The sequence below is a fragment of the Spiroplasma endosymbiont of Dactylopius coccus genome (assembly GCF_977110965.1).
Genome location: NZ_OZ373019.1, coordinates 1,020,110 through 1,036,928, shown reverse-complemented (window position 1 = coordinate 1,036,928; position 16,819 = coordinate 1,020,110). Strand labels below are relative to the sequence as shown.

Below are 16,819 nucleotides of genomic sequence, written 5' to 3'. Positions count from 1 at the left end.
TTTAAAATAACGCCTAAATACAAGGTGTTTATTTTGTGATACCTATACTATTAACTACATGTTACTTGTTGATTATTTACTAAATATGAAAGTTGTTTTTTAAATATTTTTGATTTAATTTTAAATTACACTTATAAATGTATATAATAAACAAGTAAATTAATATTTTAAAAATATTTACAATAAATTTAAAATTTAAAAAAAGTTAGGAGAAGCAAATGTGAATTTTAATTATAAATGAAATTTTAGAGAACAAAATGCAAAAATTGATAAATTAGTTTTAGAACATATAACAAAAAAATGAGAAAAATGAGATTGAAGAATAAAAAATACAAGAGATAAAAAGAAATATAAAATTGTTGATTATCAATATCGAACAAGAAAAACATTATATGGAATGGTAACTTATAAAAGAAGAATTTATGAATATTTTGATGAAAAATTACAAAAATGAGTTCGTGTTTGTTTAGTTGATGAATGACTAAAATTACGGGCGCATTGCAAACTTGGATACGGTTTAATAAGAAATTAAATGAGAGATAAAACTCTCATTTTTAATTGTTGAACAATTATAATTAATTATTTTGATAAATCTGTACTTTATTAAAGTAATTAATTATTACATAACTAAATAAAAATTATTAAAGGCTATAGTGCAGATATAACTAATAGTAATTTTTGTCATGCTCTTTTAAAACTTGATATTTTTTGGTTCCCTTCCCCTAGAACCCCTACCCTCCAAGGCTTTGCTACTTACAGTAGCATAAGCCTTACGTAGTAGTAGAAGTATTTAGTTAGTAGTATATAAGCCTTTTATCACTGTAGGTGATAAGGCTTATACGTAGAAAGGATTCGTAATGATTAATGTTAATTTAGATATTAAAAATAAAGTAAGAGAAACAACTAAAGGTATGTTATTAGAAATTGGTGAATATGAAACATGATTTCCAATTAAAGATACTATTATTAATCAAAATAATAAAAAAATAACATTAAAAATAATTGAAGATTTTAATTATAAATTAGGTAAAAAATCAATTACAAAAGATATTGAAAGTATTAAAGGTAGTGAAATTTTAAAATATATTAAAAATATTTCAGATATTACTACAAATGAAAATAAATTAATATCTTGTACATTTTATGAACAATATAATGGTTATTATATTTTTACAAATGATAAAAATCAAGAATGTTTTAAATATAACATTACATGAGAAAAAGATATGAAAAGTTTTAAAATAAATAATCCATATAAAGATAATGATTTAGTAATAAATTATATTGTTACACCAATGAAAGATATAAATACTCATAATGAAAAAATATTTTATTTAAAGTATTAAAGGAAAATAATATGTTATTAAATGTTGAAAAAATAGAATTAATTAAAAATTTATGTAATGAAAAATTACTTAAAAATAAAAAATATATTGAAATACAAGAAATATTAAAAATTATAGAAAGGGATGAATAAAATGAAATGTAATATTCATAATGAAAAATATATTTGATTTAGTGAATTAGAAAATACATATTATTGTAATAAATGTATTAATGACATGATTGAAAACGATATGTTTTTAACAAGTGATAATTGAGATTATTTATATGAATATTATATTAATGAATTACAATTAGAAAATTTTAAAGGAGTGTAAATATGAATAGATTAGAATTAGAAAATGCAAGAAAATTAATAGAAAAATTTGAAGAATTACAAGAAGAATTTAATAGTAAATATGAATATTTTGAAGTTGAAATTGATAATGATGGTGATTTAAAAATTCATAATGATTATTTTATATATGAAGATGTAAAAAAATTAGAACAAGTAATTATTGATTATAAAAGAATTTTTAAAGGTTAAAGGAGATGAATAAATATGACACCTAGAAATAAAATTTCAAAAGATAAAATATTATTAAATAATTTTATAAGAATTCGTGTTTCTGATATTGAAAAACAAGAAATTAAAGATTTTTGTCAAAGTAAAAATATTACAATTACAAAATTTATAAGAGGTTTAATTAAAAATGCAATAAGAAAGAGTGATAAATAATGAATAATTTATATAAAAAAATACTTAAATTACAATTAAAAATTGGTAGTACACCTAAAAATGGTTTTAATAAATTTGGTAATTATAAATATTGATTATTAAGTGATATTTTTAATAAATTTAAATTATTATGTGAAGAATTAAATATTGTTATTACACATGAAGATATATTAACAACTGATAGAAAAATTAGTTATTTAGATAAAAATGAAGTAAAAATAACTTATTTTAAAAGATATACAATTATTGATTTAGATAATGATAAAGAAATTAAATATTTTGATATATTAGCATGTGCTAAAAATACAGATATAGCAAAAGCAAAAGGTAGTGCAGAAACTTATGCTTATAGATATTTTTTAATGAATTTATTGTTATTAAGTGAAGATGAACTTGACCCAGATAATGATAATGTTAATTTAATACAAAATAATAATAAATCACAAAATAATTATATTAATAATAATGTAAAAATACAAAATGAAAAATGAGAACCAAGTGAAAAACAATTAGATTATTTTGAAAAATATATGATTACAAATACAGTTTTATTTGATGAATGTATCAGAGAAGATATGGAAAGATTAAATCCAAATAATAGTAAAGATTTTTTAATATTAATGGGTGAAAATTATTTAAAAAATTTATTTAATAAATTTAAAGAAATTCGTGAAAGATTTAAAAATATAAAATCTAATAATAAAAATGAGTATAGAAATTATGAATAAATGTAAATATTGTAATAAAAGAATTTGATTAACTAATTATTGATGTATGAATTGTTTAGAAATATTAATTATGAATTTAAATAAAAATAAGGAGAATAAATAATGGGATATTGAACAAAGTATAAATGTGTTTTTTGTGGAGAAATAATGATTGGTGATGAAGAAAATATTGAACATGTAAGAACCTGTTTGGAATCTTTTAAACATAATTAAACTAAAAAAGGGAATAATTATTTCTAACCTGACAGTTAATTAACATTTTATTTTCTTTGTCATTTTTTTGTTAAAAAGATTTTATCATTTGACAACTTATCGATTAAAAATTTATTTTTCAACTATAAAATAACATTTATGATATTAATTTAATCAAAAATAAGTTAAAAAAGATCCTAAACAGGTTCTAAGAGAACATAGAAAGGGTATTAGATAATGAAAAAAGAAAATAGAGTTAATAAAAGTGTATTACGTAAATATATAACAGATTTAATGTTTAAGTATAAAGATAAAGCAGATTCAATATTAGTTTTACATGAAATATTTTTATGATTAAATGAAAGTTGAGTTGATAATAATGAATAAATGTGAACATGAAGATGTAAGCATTGAATTAATATTTCGTTGTAATGATTGTTTAGCTGTTCAATTTCAACATCCAAAAAATAATAAGGAGAAATAACTAATGAAAATGTGTACTGATTGTAAAGAAAATTATAATTGACCAAATTGTCAAAATTGTTTTAAAAATAATGATAATAAAAATTAAAAAGAATAATAAATGTGGTTATGGTAGAGTTTATGCCCATAAATGTAATAACTTATGTAAGCAAAAACAAAATAAAAGAGTTAGAAAAGAAAGGTTAAATTATGAATAAAGAAAAAATAATTAATTATCTTGACAATGAATTTATGGAATTACTTAAAGATGATATTAGTGATGAAATTAAAATTAATATTAGTAATTGGAAAATGAAATTAATAATGAAATTACAAGAAAAAATAGAAAATGGAGAATTTGATAATGAATAATTATTTACTTTCAATTGACCCAAGTATTAAAAATACTGGATTTACATTATGAGAAAATAAAAAACCAATATTTGTTAAAAGTTATAGTTTTAAAAAATATAGTACTGGAGTTGAAATTAGTAAATCAGATTATATTTATAATAATAACTTTAATTATTTAATACTTAATCAAATAGAAAAAGAATTAGATTTTCAATTAGGAAGTAAAAATTCAAAATCCAACTTTAATCTAATTATAGAACGTGGTTTTCCTAATATGAAAGGTTCTGAAACACAAGAACATTTACGTGGTTTTATTGCTGGACAATTTAATAAATTATTAAAAAAAGATATGTTAATAAGTCCTAAAGAATGACAAAATTGATATTTAAAAGAATTAAGATATGAAGAAGATGATTTATTTAAAGATAAAAAGTGAAATAAAGAAAAATCATTATATATAGTTGGTGGTTTAATTAGACAACAAAATTGAAATATAACTATATCAAATCATGATGAAGCAGATAGTTTATTAATTGGTTGATATTATTTAAATAAGGAGAATAAATAATGAAAAAACAAATAATTGCTGAAAATATTAGATTACATAATCTTCAATATTATAAAGAAATGAAAATTAAAGATTTAGTTAAAATGTCACAATTTGATTTAGTAAATAATTTTATTCATATATTAGAATGTATTATTTTAAGTTTAGAATTAGATACAGAAGATAGTAATGGAGATATATAATTAATGCAAAAACAAAAACAAGAAAAAGTATTACTTAAATGTATTGTTAAAGATTGTAATAGTAAAGTATTAGTTATTTTAAAAACTTTAAATATAGAAGATAGTGTAGTTCAATTTTTTAATATGTGTTATTTTCATAAAAAACAATTTACTGAACAACAAGTATTAAATAAAATTATTAATAATTATATAAATTTAAGTAAAACTTTAAATAAAATAACAGATAATCATATAAATAATCATTAAATTATCTATATTAAATATAGAAAATATGATATAATTAAAATAAAGATAAGTATTGCTCAATTCTACTTATCTTTTTTTAATTAACATTTTTCATTATTACAACTTAAACATATTTCATATTTAATATTATCTCTAGTAGAATTAAAGTAAAAAGTATGATTTAAATCAAGAAATAATGGTTTTATTATAAAAATATCATTATTAAATCTATTAATAATATAAAAAAATCTTCTTTTTGAATCACAAAATCTTTTTTTATAAATTGGTAAGTTAATTATATTTTGGTCAATTTCTTTATCTTTAAATCCATAATTTTTATATAAAAACTTAATTTCTAATTGTGTTTTTAAATCATCTACTATTCCAGAATTTTTTTCTTTTGTAAGATTTTTATAAAAATTATCTGACTTAGAAATATCTTTTAATAAATCAAAATAAAACTTATCAATTTTGTTGACCATTTCTTTATTAGTTTTATAAGTAAATTTATTTTTTTGAATATTAATACAAATACAATCATAAATAAATAAACTAAAATCAATTAAATGTTTCATATTTTAGAAAAATCTTTCATATCATTAAAATTAATATTATTATTTGAAATTTCATTATCTTTTAAATATTTTCTTGCATTTTGTCAAGGTTTTGTATTATGTGCTATCTCAACTAAATCAAAAGTAGACTTATTTAGGTATTTATCAATTTTTTTATCAATAAATTTTTTTATTTTATCATTATTTAAACTACATATTTCAAATAAAGTATCATCTTCTTCAATTTCAAAATTAAAACCATGATATTTGATATGATAAAAAACTTTCGTTACTACAGGTCCATATATTCATGCTTCAAATTCTTCATCAAATAATTTTTCATTATTTTCTTTTAAATAATCTAAATATAAAAAATATAAAATTTTTTGTAATTTTACTGGTTGAATAATTTTATATTTTTCAACTAAATATTTAGTAATTGATAATAAATTATTTTTTATTTCCTTTTTTTTCATTTTTATCACATCCGAACAATAATTTAACAAAATCTATTTTTGTATTTAAATATTAACATATTTAAAAAATGAATAATAGATAATACAAATATTAAAAAATAAATTTTAATAATTCAATTTTTAATATTTTAAAATAAAAAAAGTTACCTTATTGGTAACTTTTTAATTAGGTGCCAACCTAATCATATACAGAATGAATTATACTTACCTAAGTAAGTATTTTCATATTATACATTATTTTAAGATTGTGGGGAAATATTATTTTCTTTTGTTATATAACAAACAACATCCTAATATTAAACCAAATATATTCAGTGAAATAAATAATAATAAAACACCAAGTGCATTATTTTTATTGCATAATTTTACACCAAAAATTACTAATAATAATCAAATTATAACTCCAAATATTATAATTATTGCAATGGTACCAGTATCCATTTATTACTCCTTTTTTATTTTAAATTATAACAAAATTTTATCTTACATTTAAAATAATTTTGTAAATATTAGATTTTATGTTAGATATAAATCTTTCTCCGAAAAATATTCCTTGATTTAAATTATATCTTCCTTCTATTTTTGATAATGTTCCTTGCAAATAAATTGTTCATTTTAAATTATTATCTTTTATACTCATACCAATTGATTTTTTATTTTCAATTTTTTTATTAACAGAAAGAGTTTTTTCACTTAAGGTAAACTCATAATTATTAAAATTGTAATCAGTAGTAGTTTTACCATAAATATAACTAATACCTGTTCTATCTTGATTATTTGCATGAAATCACAAACTTTCATCTATATCATTTTGTGGCGAATCGTTTCTTAAAATTAAATCTTTTAAATCAATAGTTATACTTGTATCTTCATTTTTTGCTGGTCTAAAAGTTTCAGTTGTAGAAAAATTTGCTTCAAATTGTGCATTATGTATATTTTCAATAGTTTTAATATCATAACCATAATAAATAGTTATTGATTTATAATATCTTTTTAAATCATTAAAAGTTTTAATTAATAATGTAGGGTCTAATAATAATTTTAAATCAAATTCATAATTAACTAATTTATTTTGATTTGCATTTCATCAATTATCTAAATTATTTTTTACTGGTATTGAATTTGTATTTGTTAATGGTAAATTATTTGCTGTCATTTCTATTTTTAAATCTGGATTAATAATTATTGATTTTGCTATATTTTGTGGACTTGGTGGTAATATTTTTGCTGGATAACTAAATGTTGTTTCTTCACTTTCTTCATATTCATCATGATTTAATTTATATAAAGTAGTTCAATTAAAAGCATTACCAGTTAAATAACCCATATTATTATAACGAAATTGAGCAACTGATATTTCATTATAATCACCTTGATAAGTAAAAGGATTATCACTATAAAATGTATGTCTTTCTTCTCCTTGATGTAATGATTGAGTTACAATTGTATCAATAATATAAGCATAATTTGAACCATCAATAACTCCGTTACTTGTTGGATTTCATTGACAATCCTTATCTTCATTTGTAAATGGTGAAGCAATATCTAAAAACTCAGTATCTTCTGCTAAAATATAAACTTTATTATTTTTCTTTTGTGATAAATCAACAGTTGATATTTGTTCTTTTACAGTTAATTTCTTACCAGTAGTAGGGTCTCATGGATAAACACTTACTCTATCACTTAATTTCATTGTCATAGCAGTTGTTGAAACATTTGCTCCTAATAATTTACCAATAGTAAAATCATTATCATTTGTAAATGCATTTAAAGGAATTAAACCACCATTACCAATAATACTTTCTAAATTACTTGTAAAAAATGCTGACATAAAACCATTAAAATATAACATTTTTTTATATTGTTGAGCATTTTGAGTAATAACTCAACTACTTCATATACCTAATGTTAAAGCATTTAATAATTTACCAATTAAAGGTATATCACTTAAAGCAAATGGTAATCATTGTTGACTATCATAAGGCATTTGAACTAATGGAGAAAATACTACACTATTAAAATTTAATATTGCTGACATATATTTTTGACTTATTTTTGAATAATCAACAGTTGGACTTCCTATAATTAATCCAGATTCTGGGTCTTTATATTTAAAATTACTACTCATATCTACATTATAATTACCTGTTAAATTATTTATATTTCATTCACTATCTCAAAAGAATTTTGCTTCTCCAATTGCTGTACCATTACTTTTTGTTGCTTTATCTTTATCAAATGCTAACATACCTTTAAAATCTTTTGTTACAAATAAATTATCTTGAAAATTTAATGAAGTTTTTAATCATTCTGTAAAATTTTTAAAATTAGTAAATCCAGTAGGTTTTGCATCCATAATATTATAAAATGTAGTTTCTGGATGACTACTTGTTGTTATTTTATCATTTATACCATCAAGTAAACCACCATTAGTTTTAATATCAGTTGTAGATTTTTCATTATTACCAGCAATAAATAATCTTCTTGAAGCAAATACTTTACTTTCAAATATTTCTTCATTATTTTGTTGTATTGGTTCTTGTCCTTGAATTATTGGTCTTCCATAATAATAACAACTTGATAATAATTCTAATCCATAACTTTGTCTATGACTATATCTTACTCCTATATCACGCATTAAAGTACGATTTAATGTTACTTTTCCTTGTTGAATAGTAGGAAAAGCATAACCACTACCAGGACTTGCATATTGTACAAAATCAAGTGTATTTTGACCACTAGAAACTACTCTATCATTTAAACTACTAAAAGTTAATACTTGCATACTAAATGCACCATTATAAGGACTATAATAATTTGTTACATTTGAAATATATAATAATTGTCTATCTTGATTTTTACCACTATTACCACCAATATTTTCATTTTCATCATTAAATACAACAAAAAATTGTAAATAATCATCAATTGTAATATGTTCTTCAAACATTACTAAAGTATATTGTCTTTTTGTTTGTACTGTTTTAAATATTTGATTATTTGGTAAATTACTAAAATCAACACCACTTGTATCATCAATTAAATAAGCATTTCAATAATCACCAATTTTATATTGTTTTGTATAAAATTCATCTTGACCATTAACTTTATGTGTTTCTTCATTAATTTTACCTTTATTTTTTTGATATATTTTTGTACTATTTTTCCAAATACATACAACTGGAGTAGTACCAGTTAATATTAATTCATATTGACCAAAATCACTTATTTTACTATTAATTGGTTTATAACCAGTTTCAGTTAAAGGAATTGCACCATTATTAATAACAAATGGAAATATTTTTCAATAACTACATCTTTTAATTAGCAATTGTTGTCTTTTTAATTGAAGATGTAGATGTTTCATTAATTGAATTTGTTGATGTATCATTTTCTTTTTCTCCTAATAATTTAATTTCTTCTTTATCTTCTTCCATTATTTCTTTATAATGTTTTTTTGCTTGTTGTTTTGTTACTTCATCTAATTCAGCAATAGCTTGTGTATATGATAATGTTCTATCTGCTAATCTTTGACTAATCATTTCTTGTTTTAATAATTGGTCAGTCATAGCAATAGGTAAAAATTTAAAACTATAAGGTCTATCACCTTTACCATTTCATAATTTTTCATAAATTAATAACATATCAAAAAATCTATAAAAATAATATGAATAATGACTTATTTTAGTTTCAGTAGTTTCCATATCATTTTTATTATTAAATAATGATTTAGTTTTATTTTCATAATTTACACCACTAAATTCACTATAATCATAACCTGCACCATTTCATATATCTTTTCCTAAATCATCTTTATCTAAAATATAATTACTAGCTTTAAAATCACCTTGTATAACTTCCATACCACCAGCACCAGATTTATTATAGCCAGCAGTACCAACATTAACTACAATATTTTTTTTAGGATTATCAATAATTTTTCCATGTTCAATCATATCTTTAACAGTTTTATTATCAAATGCACCAAATAAAGTTGTAACATTTAATTCTCTATCAACATTTCTTTGAGTATATGATTTATGATAATATTCAATTAAATTTCAAACTGGATAAGTATCTGGATATGCATTTAAAGTTGTTGAATTACCATAAAAATTAACCATTGGTAAATTTGTTATTTCTAATATTGGTAAATAATTTCAAGGATTTTTAATTTCATAACTATATTTTGGAGTTAAATTAGGTTTTAATTTTGTATGTGCTGTTCCTAAAATAATTTCTTTTTCATTTTTATTATCATTTTTATAAGTTTCAAATCTTATTTTTCCATTTTCAGCAATTACTCAAGTTAAAGTTGCACTATCTGCTTGTTCATTTATAAAAAAGAATTCTGCACATTGTTCTTCTTCATTATATTTAGCAACTCTACCAGCAAATGAATTAGGTAATACTTTTAAACTTGTACTGTTATCTTTATAAATAATAGGCATTATATATACTTTTCCAAGTAAACTTTCTTGAATTCCAAATTTATATAATTTTTCAAATCATTTATCACTAATAATTTTATTAGTAAAATATTTTAAAATATTATCTTTTTCACTATCAAATAATAAACCTTTACCTAATCATAATTTAGTTGATTTTTGAGCAATTCTCATAGGAATATCACTATATCATTCTCTTTTATTACAAGAAAGATATTCTAATGGATTATTCATTTTTATCACTCTCCAAATTTATTTTTATTAATTAATAATTCATTATCAATATTATTAATTAATCATTTCATTTTATGCATTGAAGCATACATTCTTGCATCTCAACAATTATCATATAAATCAAGCATTTGTGGTTCATTATTTGAATTTTCTAATTTAGATTTTGCTAATCATTGCATTTTTGATAATTCTTCATGTGTATTAGGACATTTTTTTCAATTAATACTTAATATACCTTTAATCATACAAATAGTATCTCAATCAATTCTATCTCTTAAATACATTGTAGTTTTATCTACTGGAGTAAAATGTAATCAATTAATTCTTCTTTTTTCTACTTCTTTTTTTAAAATATCAATAACTGCTAATCCACCACTACCATAATCAACATAACAAGTAAAACCAAATTTCATTGCTTGAAATTTAATACTTTCATCTAAATAATAATCAATAATATTATTTGCTAATTCATAAGTATCTTTAAATTTCATAATAGCATTACTATGATAAAATTCACTTTCTTGATGTATTCTTCTAGTTTTTTCATTTTCACCAATAAAACATAAAACAGCAACAGTAGGATGAGCTTGTGAACTTGTAGCAAAACCTAAATCTAAACCACCAACTATTTCATTAACATTAAAATCTAATTCAGTTTTAAGTTTATCAATATATCTTGCAAATATAGAACCAGTTAAAACACTAGGTACACCATAATATCAACTTTGTGCTTTAATAGGGTCAAGTATTTTTAATTCTTCTAAATCATTAATTTTATCTTGTTTTAAATTATGTTCATTTAATTTTCAATTTGAATAATGAAATAATTTAAAAATATTATTATCAAATACTGATTTAATTTGTTCATTATTTTCTTTCATTAAATCTAAATTAAAAGGTACTATTTTATTCATATATTCAATAAAATATTGATAAATATTATCTGGATTACAACTTCTAATTTTAATATGTTTTTTAGCATTACCTAATGCAAATGTAATTGCTTGAAATTCTGCTTGACTAAATTCATTTGCTTCTTCTTCTCATTCTATTGATAAATCAAAACCTTTTATTTCACTTCTAGATAGCCCTTTTAAAGGTATTCTATCATTACTATTTGAATATACACCCATTACTCTAATAAAAGATTTAGTTCCTTTAAATCTAAAATATGCTTGTTTATTTGGATATTTTAAATTAAAGTCTACATAATCATTAAATCCAGAAGAAATAAATGCTTCATATATTTCTTTTGTTAATTCATTAATATCTTTATTTAATTTTCTAAATCCATAAATAGCAATTGATTTATTAACTTTAATTGAAATTGCAATTAATATTGCTAATTCTTCTGCAATACTATATGTTTTACTTGAATATCTACTACCACTTAAATTATATTCACTATGAGTAAAATCACTTTTATTTAATAATCAATAACTAATTTCATGCAAATAAGTAAATTCTTTATTCATAATATTATTCCTGCAATTCTTCTAATTTTCATACATTACCTTTTAAATTACCTTTTACAGTATAAATAGTAATCAATTTTGCATGTTGAACTGATAAAATTACTATATTAGCACTATCATTAAAGATTTGTATTTGTACACCAGCAATTTTTTTATCAGTTATAATAAATTCTTGAATAGTATAAACTGGATTATATATACTTCAAGAATAATAAACTCTATAATGTTTATTCTCTTGAAAATCATAAGTAATTTGTCAATTATCTCATTTATTTTTTTCTCTTGTTCCTACTTCTTTTCAATTTGAACCACTTGGACTTGGTTGTGGTTGTTTTTCTAATATTTCATTAATTGCTTGTAATAATTTTTTATTTTGAGTTTTTAATAATTTATATTCATTATTTTCTAATAAATCTCTACAAAGTAATGAATTTTCTTCATCATTTAGTAAAATTTCATTTGTTTCAGTATTATATTTAAAATAATCATTTGAAAATTTTTTATCTTTTATTTTTTCTTTTAACTCATTAATAGCACCAACAATAGTTTTATCTTTAGTTTCTAAATTAGGAATTTCAGTACCAAAAGTATTGAGAACAAAAGCATATTGAAATTGTGTTTTATCTATTTTATCTTCTAATTCTTTATCTACTTCTTCTTTTTTATAATAATCAGTTAAATCTGGGATATTTTTATTTAATGTTCTTAAATTAACAGCATCTTGTGGTTGTGTAGGGTCTGCTATATAAACAATTCTAGTATTATTTGAAGTAATAATTCTTTTTTCTTTAGGTTGAATAATATTAGGCGAATTAGGGTCTATTAATCATAATGATTCACCACTACCGCCAGTAGCACTAATAGTATTAGAACCTGTTTGGAATCTTTTAAACATAATTAAACTAAAAAAGGGAATAATTATTTCTAACCTGACAGTTAATTAACATTTTATTTTCTTTGTCATTTTTTTGTTAAAAAGATTTTATCATTTGACAACTTATCGATTAAAAATTTATTTTTCAACTATAAAATAACATTTATGATATTAATTTAATCAAAAATAAGTTAAAAAAGATCCTAAACAGGTTCTTAGTTTCTTTATCAATCTTAATATTTTCACCAGCAATTAATTTATCTTGTTTTTTATCAACATATTCTTTATTGGTTGCATCAGTTAAAAATGTAGGTGTACCAACATCAATTATTCTTTTATCATTAGCACTAATACCTTTATCATCTTTGGATTTAATAAAATTAGTATTATCTTTATCAACTTCTCATAATGAATTACCACTAGTAGCACTAATAACTTTCTTTTCTTGACCTTCTTTACCATCTACTAATTTCATAGTATCATTACTAAAATATTTAGTAAATAATTCAATTGTTGTTAAATTATCAAATGATTTAATACCAGTAGTATCAATTCATAATTCAGTTCCAATTAAATGTTTAGGATGTTTAAGATATATTTTTACTCTTGTATCATTTGTTTTTAAATTTATTAATTCTAAATATCTGGTTAAAGGACTATCTTCAGCAAAATTACTAAAAAAATTACTAAAAAAATCATATCTTTTAGGTAAAACATCTAAATTAAAACCAGTAATATTTGGATATTCTTTAATTTTTCTTAAACAATTAAATACTTCTGGAACAATATAATAAGGTTCATTAGGATTATTTTCACTATAAGTCATACCACCTTGACTAATACTTGATTGACCACGAATATAATTACTATCTTTTGTTAATAAAAATCTAACATAATATGCAGTAGCAGTTTGTATTTCATCAGTAAATTCTGTTAATGTAGTTTCTGGTCATTTTTTTGAAATAGAATGTCCACTTAAATAATCAATATTATTACTTGCAACTGAAATAGCAAATCAAATTTCATTATCTGGTGTTGTTGTATCATCAAATTCTAATTTATTAAAACCTTTTCAATTTTTAAATTCTTCAATTGTAATAAACATTAATGGGTCTTTAATAGCCATAATAATTTACTCCTTAATGTAAAATAAAGGGTATTTAAACCCTTTAAATTTTAAATTTAGTTACTTTTTTCTTATCTTTTTCACTTAATTCTTGACGTTTTGCTTTTTGAGTAATTGCAAATTTTTTAATATCTTCTTCAGAAATATTAAAACTATCAAGTAATTTAGCAGTATCAGTAGTTTCTAATTGTAAATGAGAATTTAATTGTTTAATATTTTCAATAATATAATTAATTTCTAATTCTTTTTTTAATTCTTTTGCTAATTTACTATGTTTTATTTTTTTAATTTTTCTTAAAATTAATGGTGAAATAACACTAATTGAGCCACCACTTATTAATGCAATTATAATAATTTCTAATAATTTTCATGATATATTCATTTTTTATTCCTCCAATTGTATTTTATTTGAATGTTGTTTACATAAATGACATTCTTTTTTATGTTTTCTAATATTTTTATATTGATATATTAAATAAGGACTTGTAATAATAATTGGGATTGTTATTAATATATATTTAATTAATTTTCCATAATTACCTAATTTAGTTATAATATTTAATCCAATATGACCAAACATAGGAAATAACGTTAATATTAAATGGTCAGGTCAAGTAAAATTATATTGATTAGTATAATTGCCTATTCCCATTTCTATTGGTATTTTAGGTATTAATCAAGGTGTTATTGTAAAAAATAATGTTATAAACATACCAAGACTATGACTAGTTATTTTTAAAATATTTGATATTAAAATTTTAATTTTATCAATATGAGTACTATTTTTATTAAATCAAATCTTATTTAATCTTTTATATTCTTTATTATCTTTACTTAATGGATTAATAGTATTTCATATACCAATTGGTTTAATTGGTTTATCTAATTCAATAATAATTACCACCTACTTTCATGTTTTATAAAAATTAGAATTTTGTTTAATTTTTATATATTTTCTTGTATGTAAAGAATTTTTTAATAATTGTTTTCTTTCATATCTTCATTGTGTACTTCCAATTTCATTTTTAGATAAAGTTTTATATTCTTTTAATTTAAAAAAACCTTTTTCTAATCTATTAATAAAATGCATAGTTTTTTGAACATTAATATTATTTGGATAAATTACATTTGTATCTTGAGACCCGTAATACTTACCTTTTTTAGCTAATTCACTTTTAACATATTTTCTTAATTGACTTGGTAATCATTTTCTATTTCAAAATTTTCAAAATATAGTTCCAGCACCAGTACCATTTTTTCCTTTTGCTTGTGTCATTAATATTCATATTTCTTGTGGAAATGCTGGATAAGTATAAGGACCATATCATATTTGTCTTTTATCATTATCACTTTGAAATAATGTTGTTAAAGTTCCAATTTTTAAATTTTTATTATCAACAATAAATCTTCCTTTTTTAAATCATGAACTTGATAATACTTCTCATGCATTTTCTGGTATTTCTTCTTCATTTTCTTTAAATAAATTATTAAATTTATTTACATAATTTTTAACAGTTCTAATTTCTGTTGGTATAATAAAATTTTTAAAACTATTTATTGGATTTTTAAATTTATTAATTTCATTTTTTAATATAGATAATTCACTTGGTTTTAATATACTTGTTAATTTTTTAAGTATATTTGGATTAAAAACACTATATGGTTGATGTATTTCTTTTTCACTAATATTTTCACTATCAAATACTGCTTTTAATGATTGATTTTTATAATAAGTTTTTAAAGCATTTATTAACGCTAATTTAATATCATTACTTGCTAATGCATAATATATTCATTCAATAATTAAAGGTAACATTATAAACTCATATGACTATAATCTCATCTTAAATTTGATTCACTAATTTCACTAATAGCACCATATTGACTTATACTATCATTAATAAGATTTGCAGTTTCATTATTAAATGGTGTTTCTTGCATTTCTTCAATATGATTTGTAGTTTCCATAGGTAATAAATTATGAATAATTTCACTTGCACCAGCAACTATTGTTGGCACTGCATAAGCATTATTAAAATCATTATTAATACCCATAGCAACACCACTTGATATTAAACAACCACCAGTTGCCATATTTGCTATTTTACGTATAGTTTCAAATCTATTAGGTATTAATTCGCTTAATCCACCAATTAGATTTGAAATACCATAAGCATTTAAACTAAAATATGTATCTCAATCCATTAAATTATTAGTATTATTTTTCATTAATAATAAATCATCTGGAAAAGGATTAATTGGTGTTGTACTTGGAAATGGATTAGGAGTTGGATTAGGATTAATATTTATATTAGTAAATTTAGCATAATTAACTAAACCAATTGTTCCTAAAACTAATAAGATTTTTTTACTACTATTAATTAATTTAGTTTTAGTATTTGGTCTTTGATTTAAATTTCAAATATCTAAACCTAATTTTTTACCAAATAATAAACTATTAATTGAACCTAATACTGGATTTGCAATTACTTGACCATAATAAGCACTTGTACCAATCATTGCTGCTAATGGACTAATTGAAGAACGAATTATCTTTAATAAAGTATAATTATTTGATTGTATAGTTTCAGAAATTGGCATTTTCATTTACTCCTTTTAATAAATTAGGTTGTTTTTCTATTTTAATAATTACTTTACCTTCACAATGAATATTATCTCCTACACATATAGCATAAGTATCATGTACATCACTTACTATAAAATAATCATTTCTTAATTTAGGATATTCATCTAATAAAATTGCTCTAATATCATTACTTGTAGTTAAATCTGCTGGCTTTGGTGAATAAATAGTAATATTTGCTTTTTCATCAAAATATTTATAAATATATTCCATAA

At 20.7% G+C, this 16,819-nt stretch carries 24 protein-coding genes; 11 read left to right on the top strand and 13 right to left on the bottom strand.

The genetic code is table 4. From position 1 onward, the window contains the following. Nucleotides 1–220 precede the first annotated feature (220 nt). From ACXUB0_RS06485 to ACXUB0_RS06435, 11 genes are all read left to right on the top strand, one after another. Nucleotides 221–532, top strand: a complete 312-nt coding sequence (locus ACXUB0_RS06485; protein ID WP_458258155.1) for a UPF0236 family transposase-like protein — start codon at nucleotides 221–223, stop codon at nucleotides 530–532. 325 nt (nucleotides 533–857) lie between these two features. Then, nucleotides 858–1,346 (top strand): hypothetical protein, encoded by a 489-nt coding sequence (locus tag ACXUB0_RS06480; protein WP_458258154.1) that lies wholly within the window; start codon nucleotides 858–860, stop codon nucleotides 1,344–1,346. Nucleotides 1,347–1,478: 132 nt separating this feature from the next. Next, complete coding sequence (locus tag ACXUB0_RS06475; protein ID WP_458257466.1) at nucleotides 1,479–1,661, top strand: hypothetical protein; 183 nt, start codon at nucleotides 1,479–1,481, stop codon at nucleotides 1,659–1,661. 2 nt (nucleotides 1,662–1,663) lie between these two features. Then, on the top strand, nucleotides 1,664–1,870 hold the full coding sequence (locus tag ACXUB0_RS06470; RefSeq protein ID WP_458257578.1) for a hypothetical protein: 207 nt from the start codon (nucleotides 1,664–1,666) through the stop codon (nucleotides 1,868–1,870). A gap of 15 nt (nucleotides 1,871–1,885) precedes the next feature. Then, nucleotides 1,886–2,062 (top strand): hypothetical protein, encoded by a 177-nt coding sequence (locus ACXUB0_RS06465; protein WP_458257579.1) that lies wholly within the window; start codon nucleotides 1,886–1,888, stop codon nucleotides 2,060–2,062. After that, nucleotides 2,062–2,790: an ERF family protein gene (locus tag ACXUB0_RS06460; protein ID WP_458258153.1), complete on the top strand. Its 729-nt coding sequence runs from the start codon at nucleotides 2,062–2,064 to the stop codon at nucleotides 2,788–2,790. Before ACXUB0_RS06465 ends, ACXUB0_RS06460 begins: the two co-directional genes overlap by 1 nt. A gap of 429 nt (nucleotides 2,791–3,219) precedes the next feature. Beyond that, on the top strand, nucleotides 3,220–3,369 hold the full coding sequence (locus ACXUB0_RS06455; protein ID WP_338987125.1) for a hypothetical protein: 150 nt from the start codon (nucleotides 3,220–3,222) through the stop codon (nucleotides 3,367–3,369). Between the two features lie 285 nt (nucleotides 3,370–3,654). Next, the gene (locus tag ACXUB0_RS06450; RefSeq protein WP_458257583.1) at nucleotides 3,655–3,816 is read left to right on the top strand and encodes a hypothetical protein; all 162 of its coding nucleotides are present in this window, start codon (nucleotides 3,655–3,657) and stop codon (nucleotides 3,814–3,816) included. Then, a complete protein-coding gene (locus tag ACXUB0_RS06445; protein ID WP_458257584.1) occupies nucleotides 3,809–4,366 on the top strand; it encodes a hypothetical protein in 558 nt (185 codons plus the stop codon). Before ACXUB0_RS06450 ends, ACXUB0_RS06445 begins: the two co-directional genes overlap by 8 nt. After that, entirely contained in the window at nucleotides 4,366–4,548 is a 183-nt protein-coding gene (locus ACXUB0_RS06440) for a hypothetical protein (protein ID WP_458258152.1), read from the top strand. The genes ACXUB0_RS06445 and ACXUB0_RS06440 overlap by 1 nt, the downstream gene beginning before the upstream one ends. A gap of 3 nt (nucleotides 4,549–4,551) precedes the next feature. After that, nucleotides 4,552–4,794 carry a hypothetical protein gene (locus ACXUB0_RS06435; protein WP_458258151.1) on the top strand — a complete coding sequence of 81 codons (243 nt, stop codon included), beginning with the start codon at nucleotides 4,552–4,554 and terminating at the stop codon, nucleotides 4,792–4,794. An 80-nt stretch (nucleotides 4,795–4,874) separates the two neighbouring features. Here the strand turns inward: ACXUB0_RS06435 and ACXUB0_RS06430 are convergent, their stop codons facing one another. The 13 genes from ACXUB0_RS06430 to ACXUB0_RS06370 all read right to left on the bottom strand — a co-directional run bounded on the left by ACXUB0_RS06430 (nucleotide 4,875) and on the right by ACXUB0_RS06370 (nucleotide 16,817). Then, on the bottom strand, nucleotides 4,875–5,348 hold the full coding sequence (locus ACXUB0_RS06430; RefSeq protein WP_458257588.1) for a hypothetical protein: 474 nt from the start codon (nucleotides 5,346–5,348) through the stop codon (nucleotides 4,875–4,877). Continuing rightward, entirely contained in the window at nucleotides 5,336–5,803 is a 468-nt protein-coding gene (locus ACXUB0_RS06425) for a Panacea domain-containing protein (protein WP_458257589.1), read from the bottom strand. The genes ACXUB0_RS06430 and ACXUB0_RS06425 overlap by 13 nt, the downstream gene beginning before the upstream one ends. 258 nt (nucleotides 5,804–6,061) lie before the next feature. Next, nucleotides 6,062–6,244, bottom strand: a complete 183-nt coding sequence (locus tag ACXUB0_RS06420) for a hypothetical protein (protein WP_458258150.1) — start codon at nucleotides 6,242–6,244, stop codon at nucleotides 6,062–6,064. 37 nt (nucleotides 6,245–6,281) lie between these two features. Beyond that, a complete protein-coding gene (locus tag ACXUB0_RS06415) occupies nucleotides 6,282–9,194 on the bottom strand; it encodes a hypothetical protein (RefSeq protein WP_458258149.1) in 2,913 nt (970 codons plus the stop codon). Then, the gene (locus ACXUB0_RS06410; protein WP_458258148.1) at nucleotides 9,124–10,485 is read right to left on the bottom strand and encodes a hypothetical protein; all 1,362 of its coding nucleotides are present in this window, start codon (nucleotides 10,483–10,485) and stop codon (nucleotides 9,124–9,126) included. The genes ACXUB0_RS06415 and ACXUB0_RS06410 overlap by 71 nt, the downstream gene beginning before the upstream one ends. 2 nt (nucleotides 10,486–10,487) lie before the next feature. Further along, nucleotides 10,488–11,960, bottom strand: a complete 1,473-nt coding sequence (locus ACXUB0_RS06405; protein WP_458258147.1) for a hypothetical protein — start codon at nucleotides 11,958–11,960, stop codon at nucleotides 10,488–10,490. A 4-nt stretch (nucleotides 11,961–11,964) separates the two neighbouring features. Then, nucleotides 11,965–12,855, bottom strand: coding sequence for a hypothetical protein (locus ACXUB0_RS06400; RefSeq protein ID WP_458258146.1), 891 nt, complete (start codon nucleotides 12,853–12,855; stop codon nucleotides 11,965–11,967). A 142-nt stretch (nucleotides 12,856–12,997) separates the two neighbouring features. Then, entirely contained in the window at nucleotides 12,998–13,960 is a 963-nt protein-coding gene (locus ACXUB0_RS06395) for a hypothetical protein (protein WP_458258145.1), read from the bottom strand. Between the two features lie 43 nt (nucleotides 13,961–14,003). Next, on the bottom strand, nucleotides 14,004–14,342 hold the full coding sequence (locus ACXUB0_RS06390) for a hypothetical protein (RefSeq protein WP_458257606.1): 339 nt from the start codon (nucleotides 14,340–14,342) through the stop codon (nucleotides 14,004–14,006). Nucleotides 14,343–14,345: 3 nt separating this feature from the next. Further along, nucleotides 14,346–14,864 carry a hypothetical protein gene (locus ACXUB0_RS06385; protein WP_458257607.1) on the bottom strand — a complete coding sequence of 173 codons (519 nt, stop codon included), beginning with the start codon at nucleotides 14,862–14,864 and terminating at the stop codon, nucleotides 14,346–14,348. After that, nucleotides 14,865–15,776 (bottom strand): hypothetical protein, encoded by a 912-nt coding sequence (locus ACXUB0_RS06380; RefSeq protein ID WP_458258144.1) that lies wholly within the window; start codon nucleotides 15,774–15,776, stop codon nucleotides 14,865–14,867. It lies immediately after the preceding gene. Then, a complete protein-coding gene (locus tag ACXUB0_RS06375) occupies nucleotides 15,776–16,561 on the bottom strand; it encodes a hypothetical protein (protein WP_458258143.1) in 786 nt (261 codons plus the stop codon). The genes ACXUB0_RS06380 and ACXUB0_RS06375 overlap by 1 nt, the downstream gene beginning before the upstream one ends. Continuing rightward, on the bottom strand, nucleotides 16,530–16,817 hold the full coding sequence (locus tag ACXUB0_RS06370; protein ID WP_458257610.1) for a hypothetical protein: 288 nt from the start codon (nucleotides 16,815–16,817) through the stop codon (nucleotides 16,530–16,532). The genes ACXUB0_RS06375 and ACXUB0_RS06370 overlap by 32 nt, the downstream gene beginning before the upstream one ends. Nucleotides 16,818–16,819: the final 2 nt, after the last annotated feature.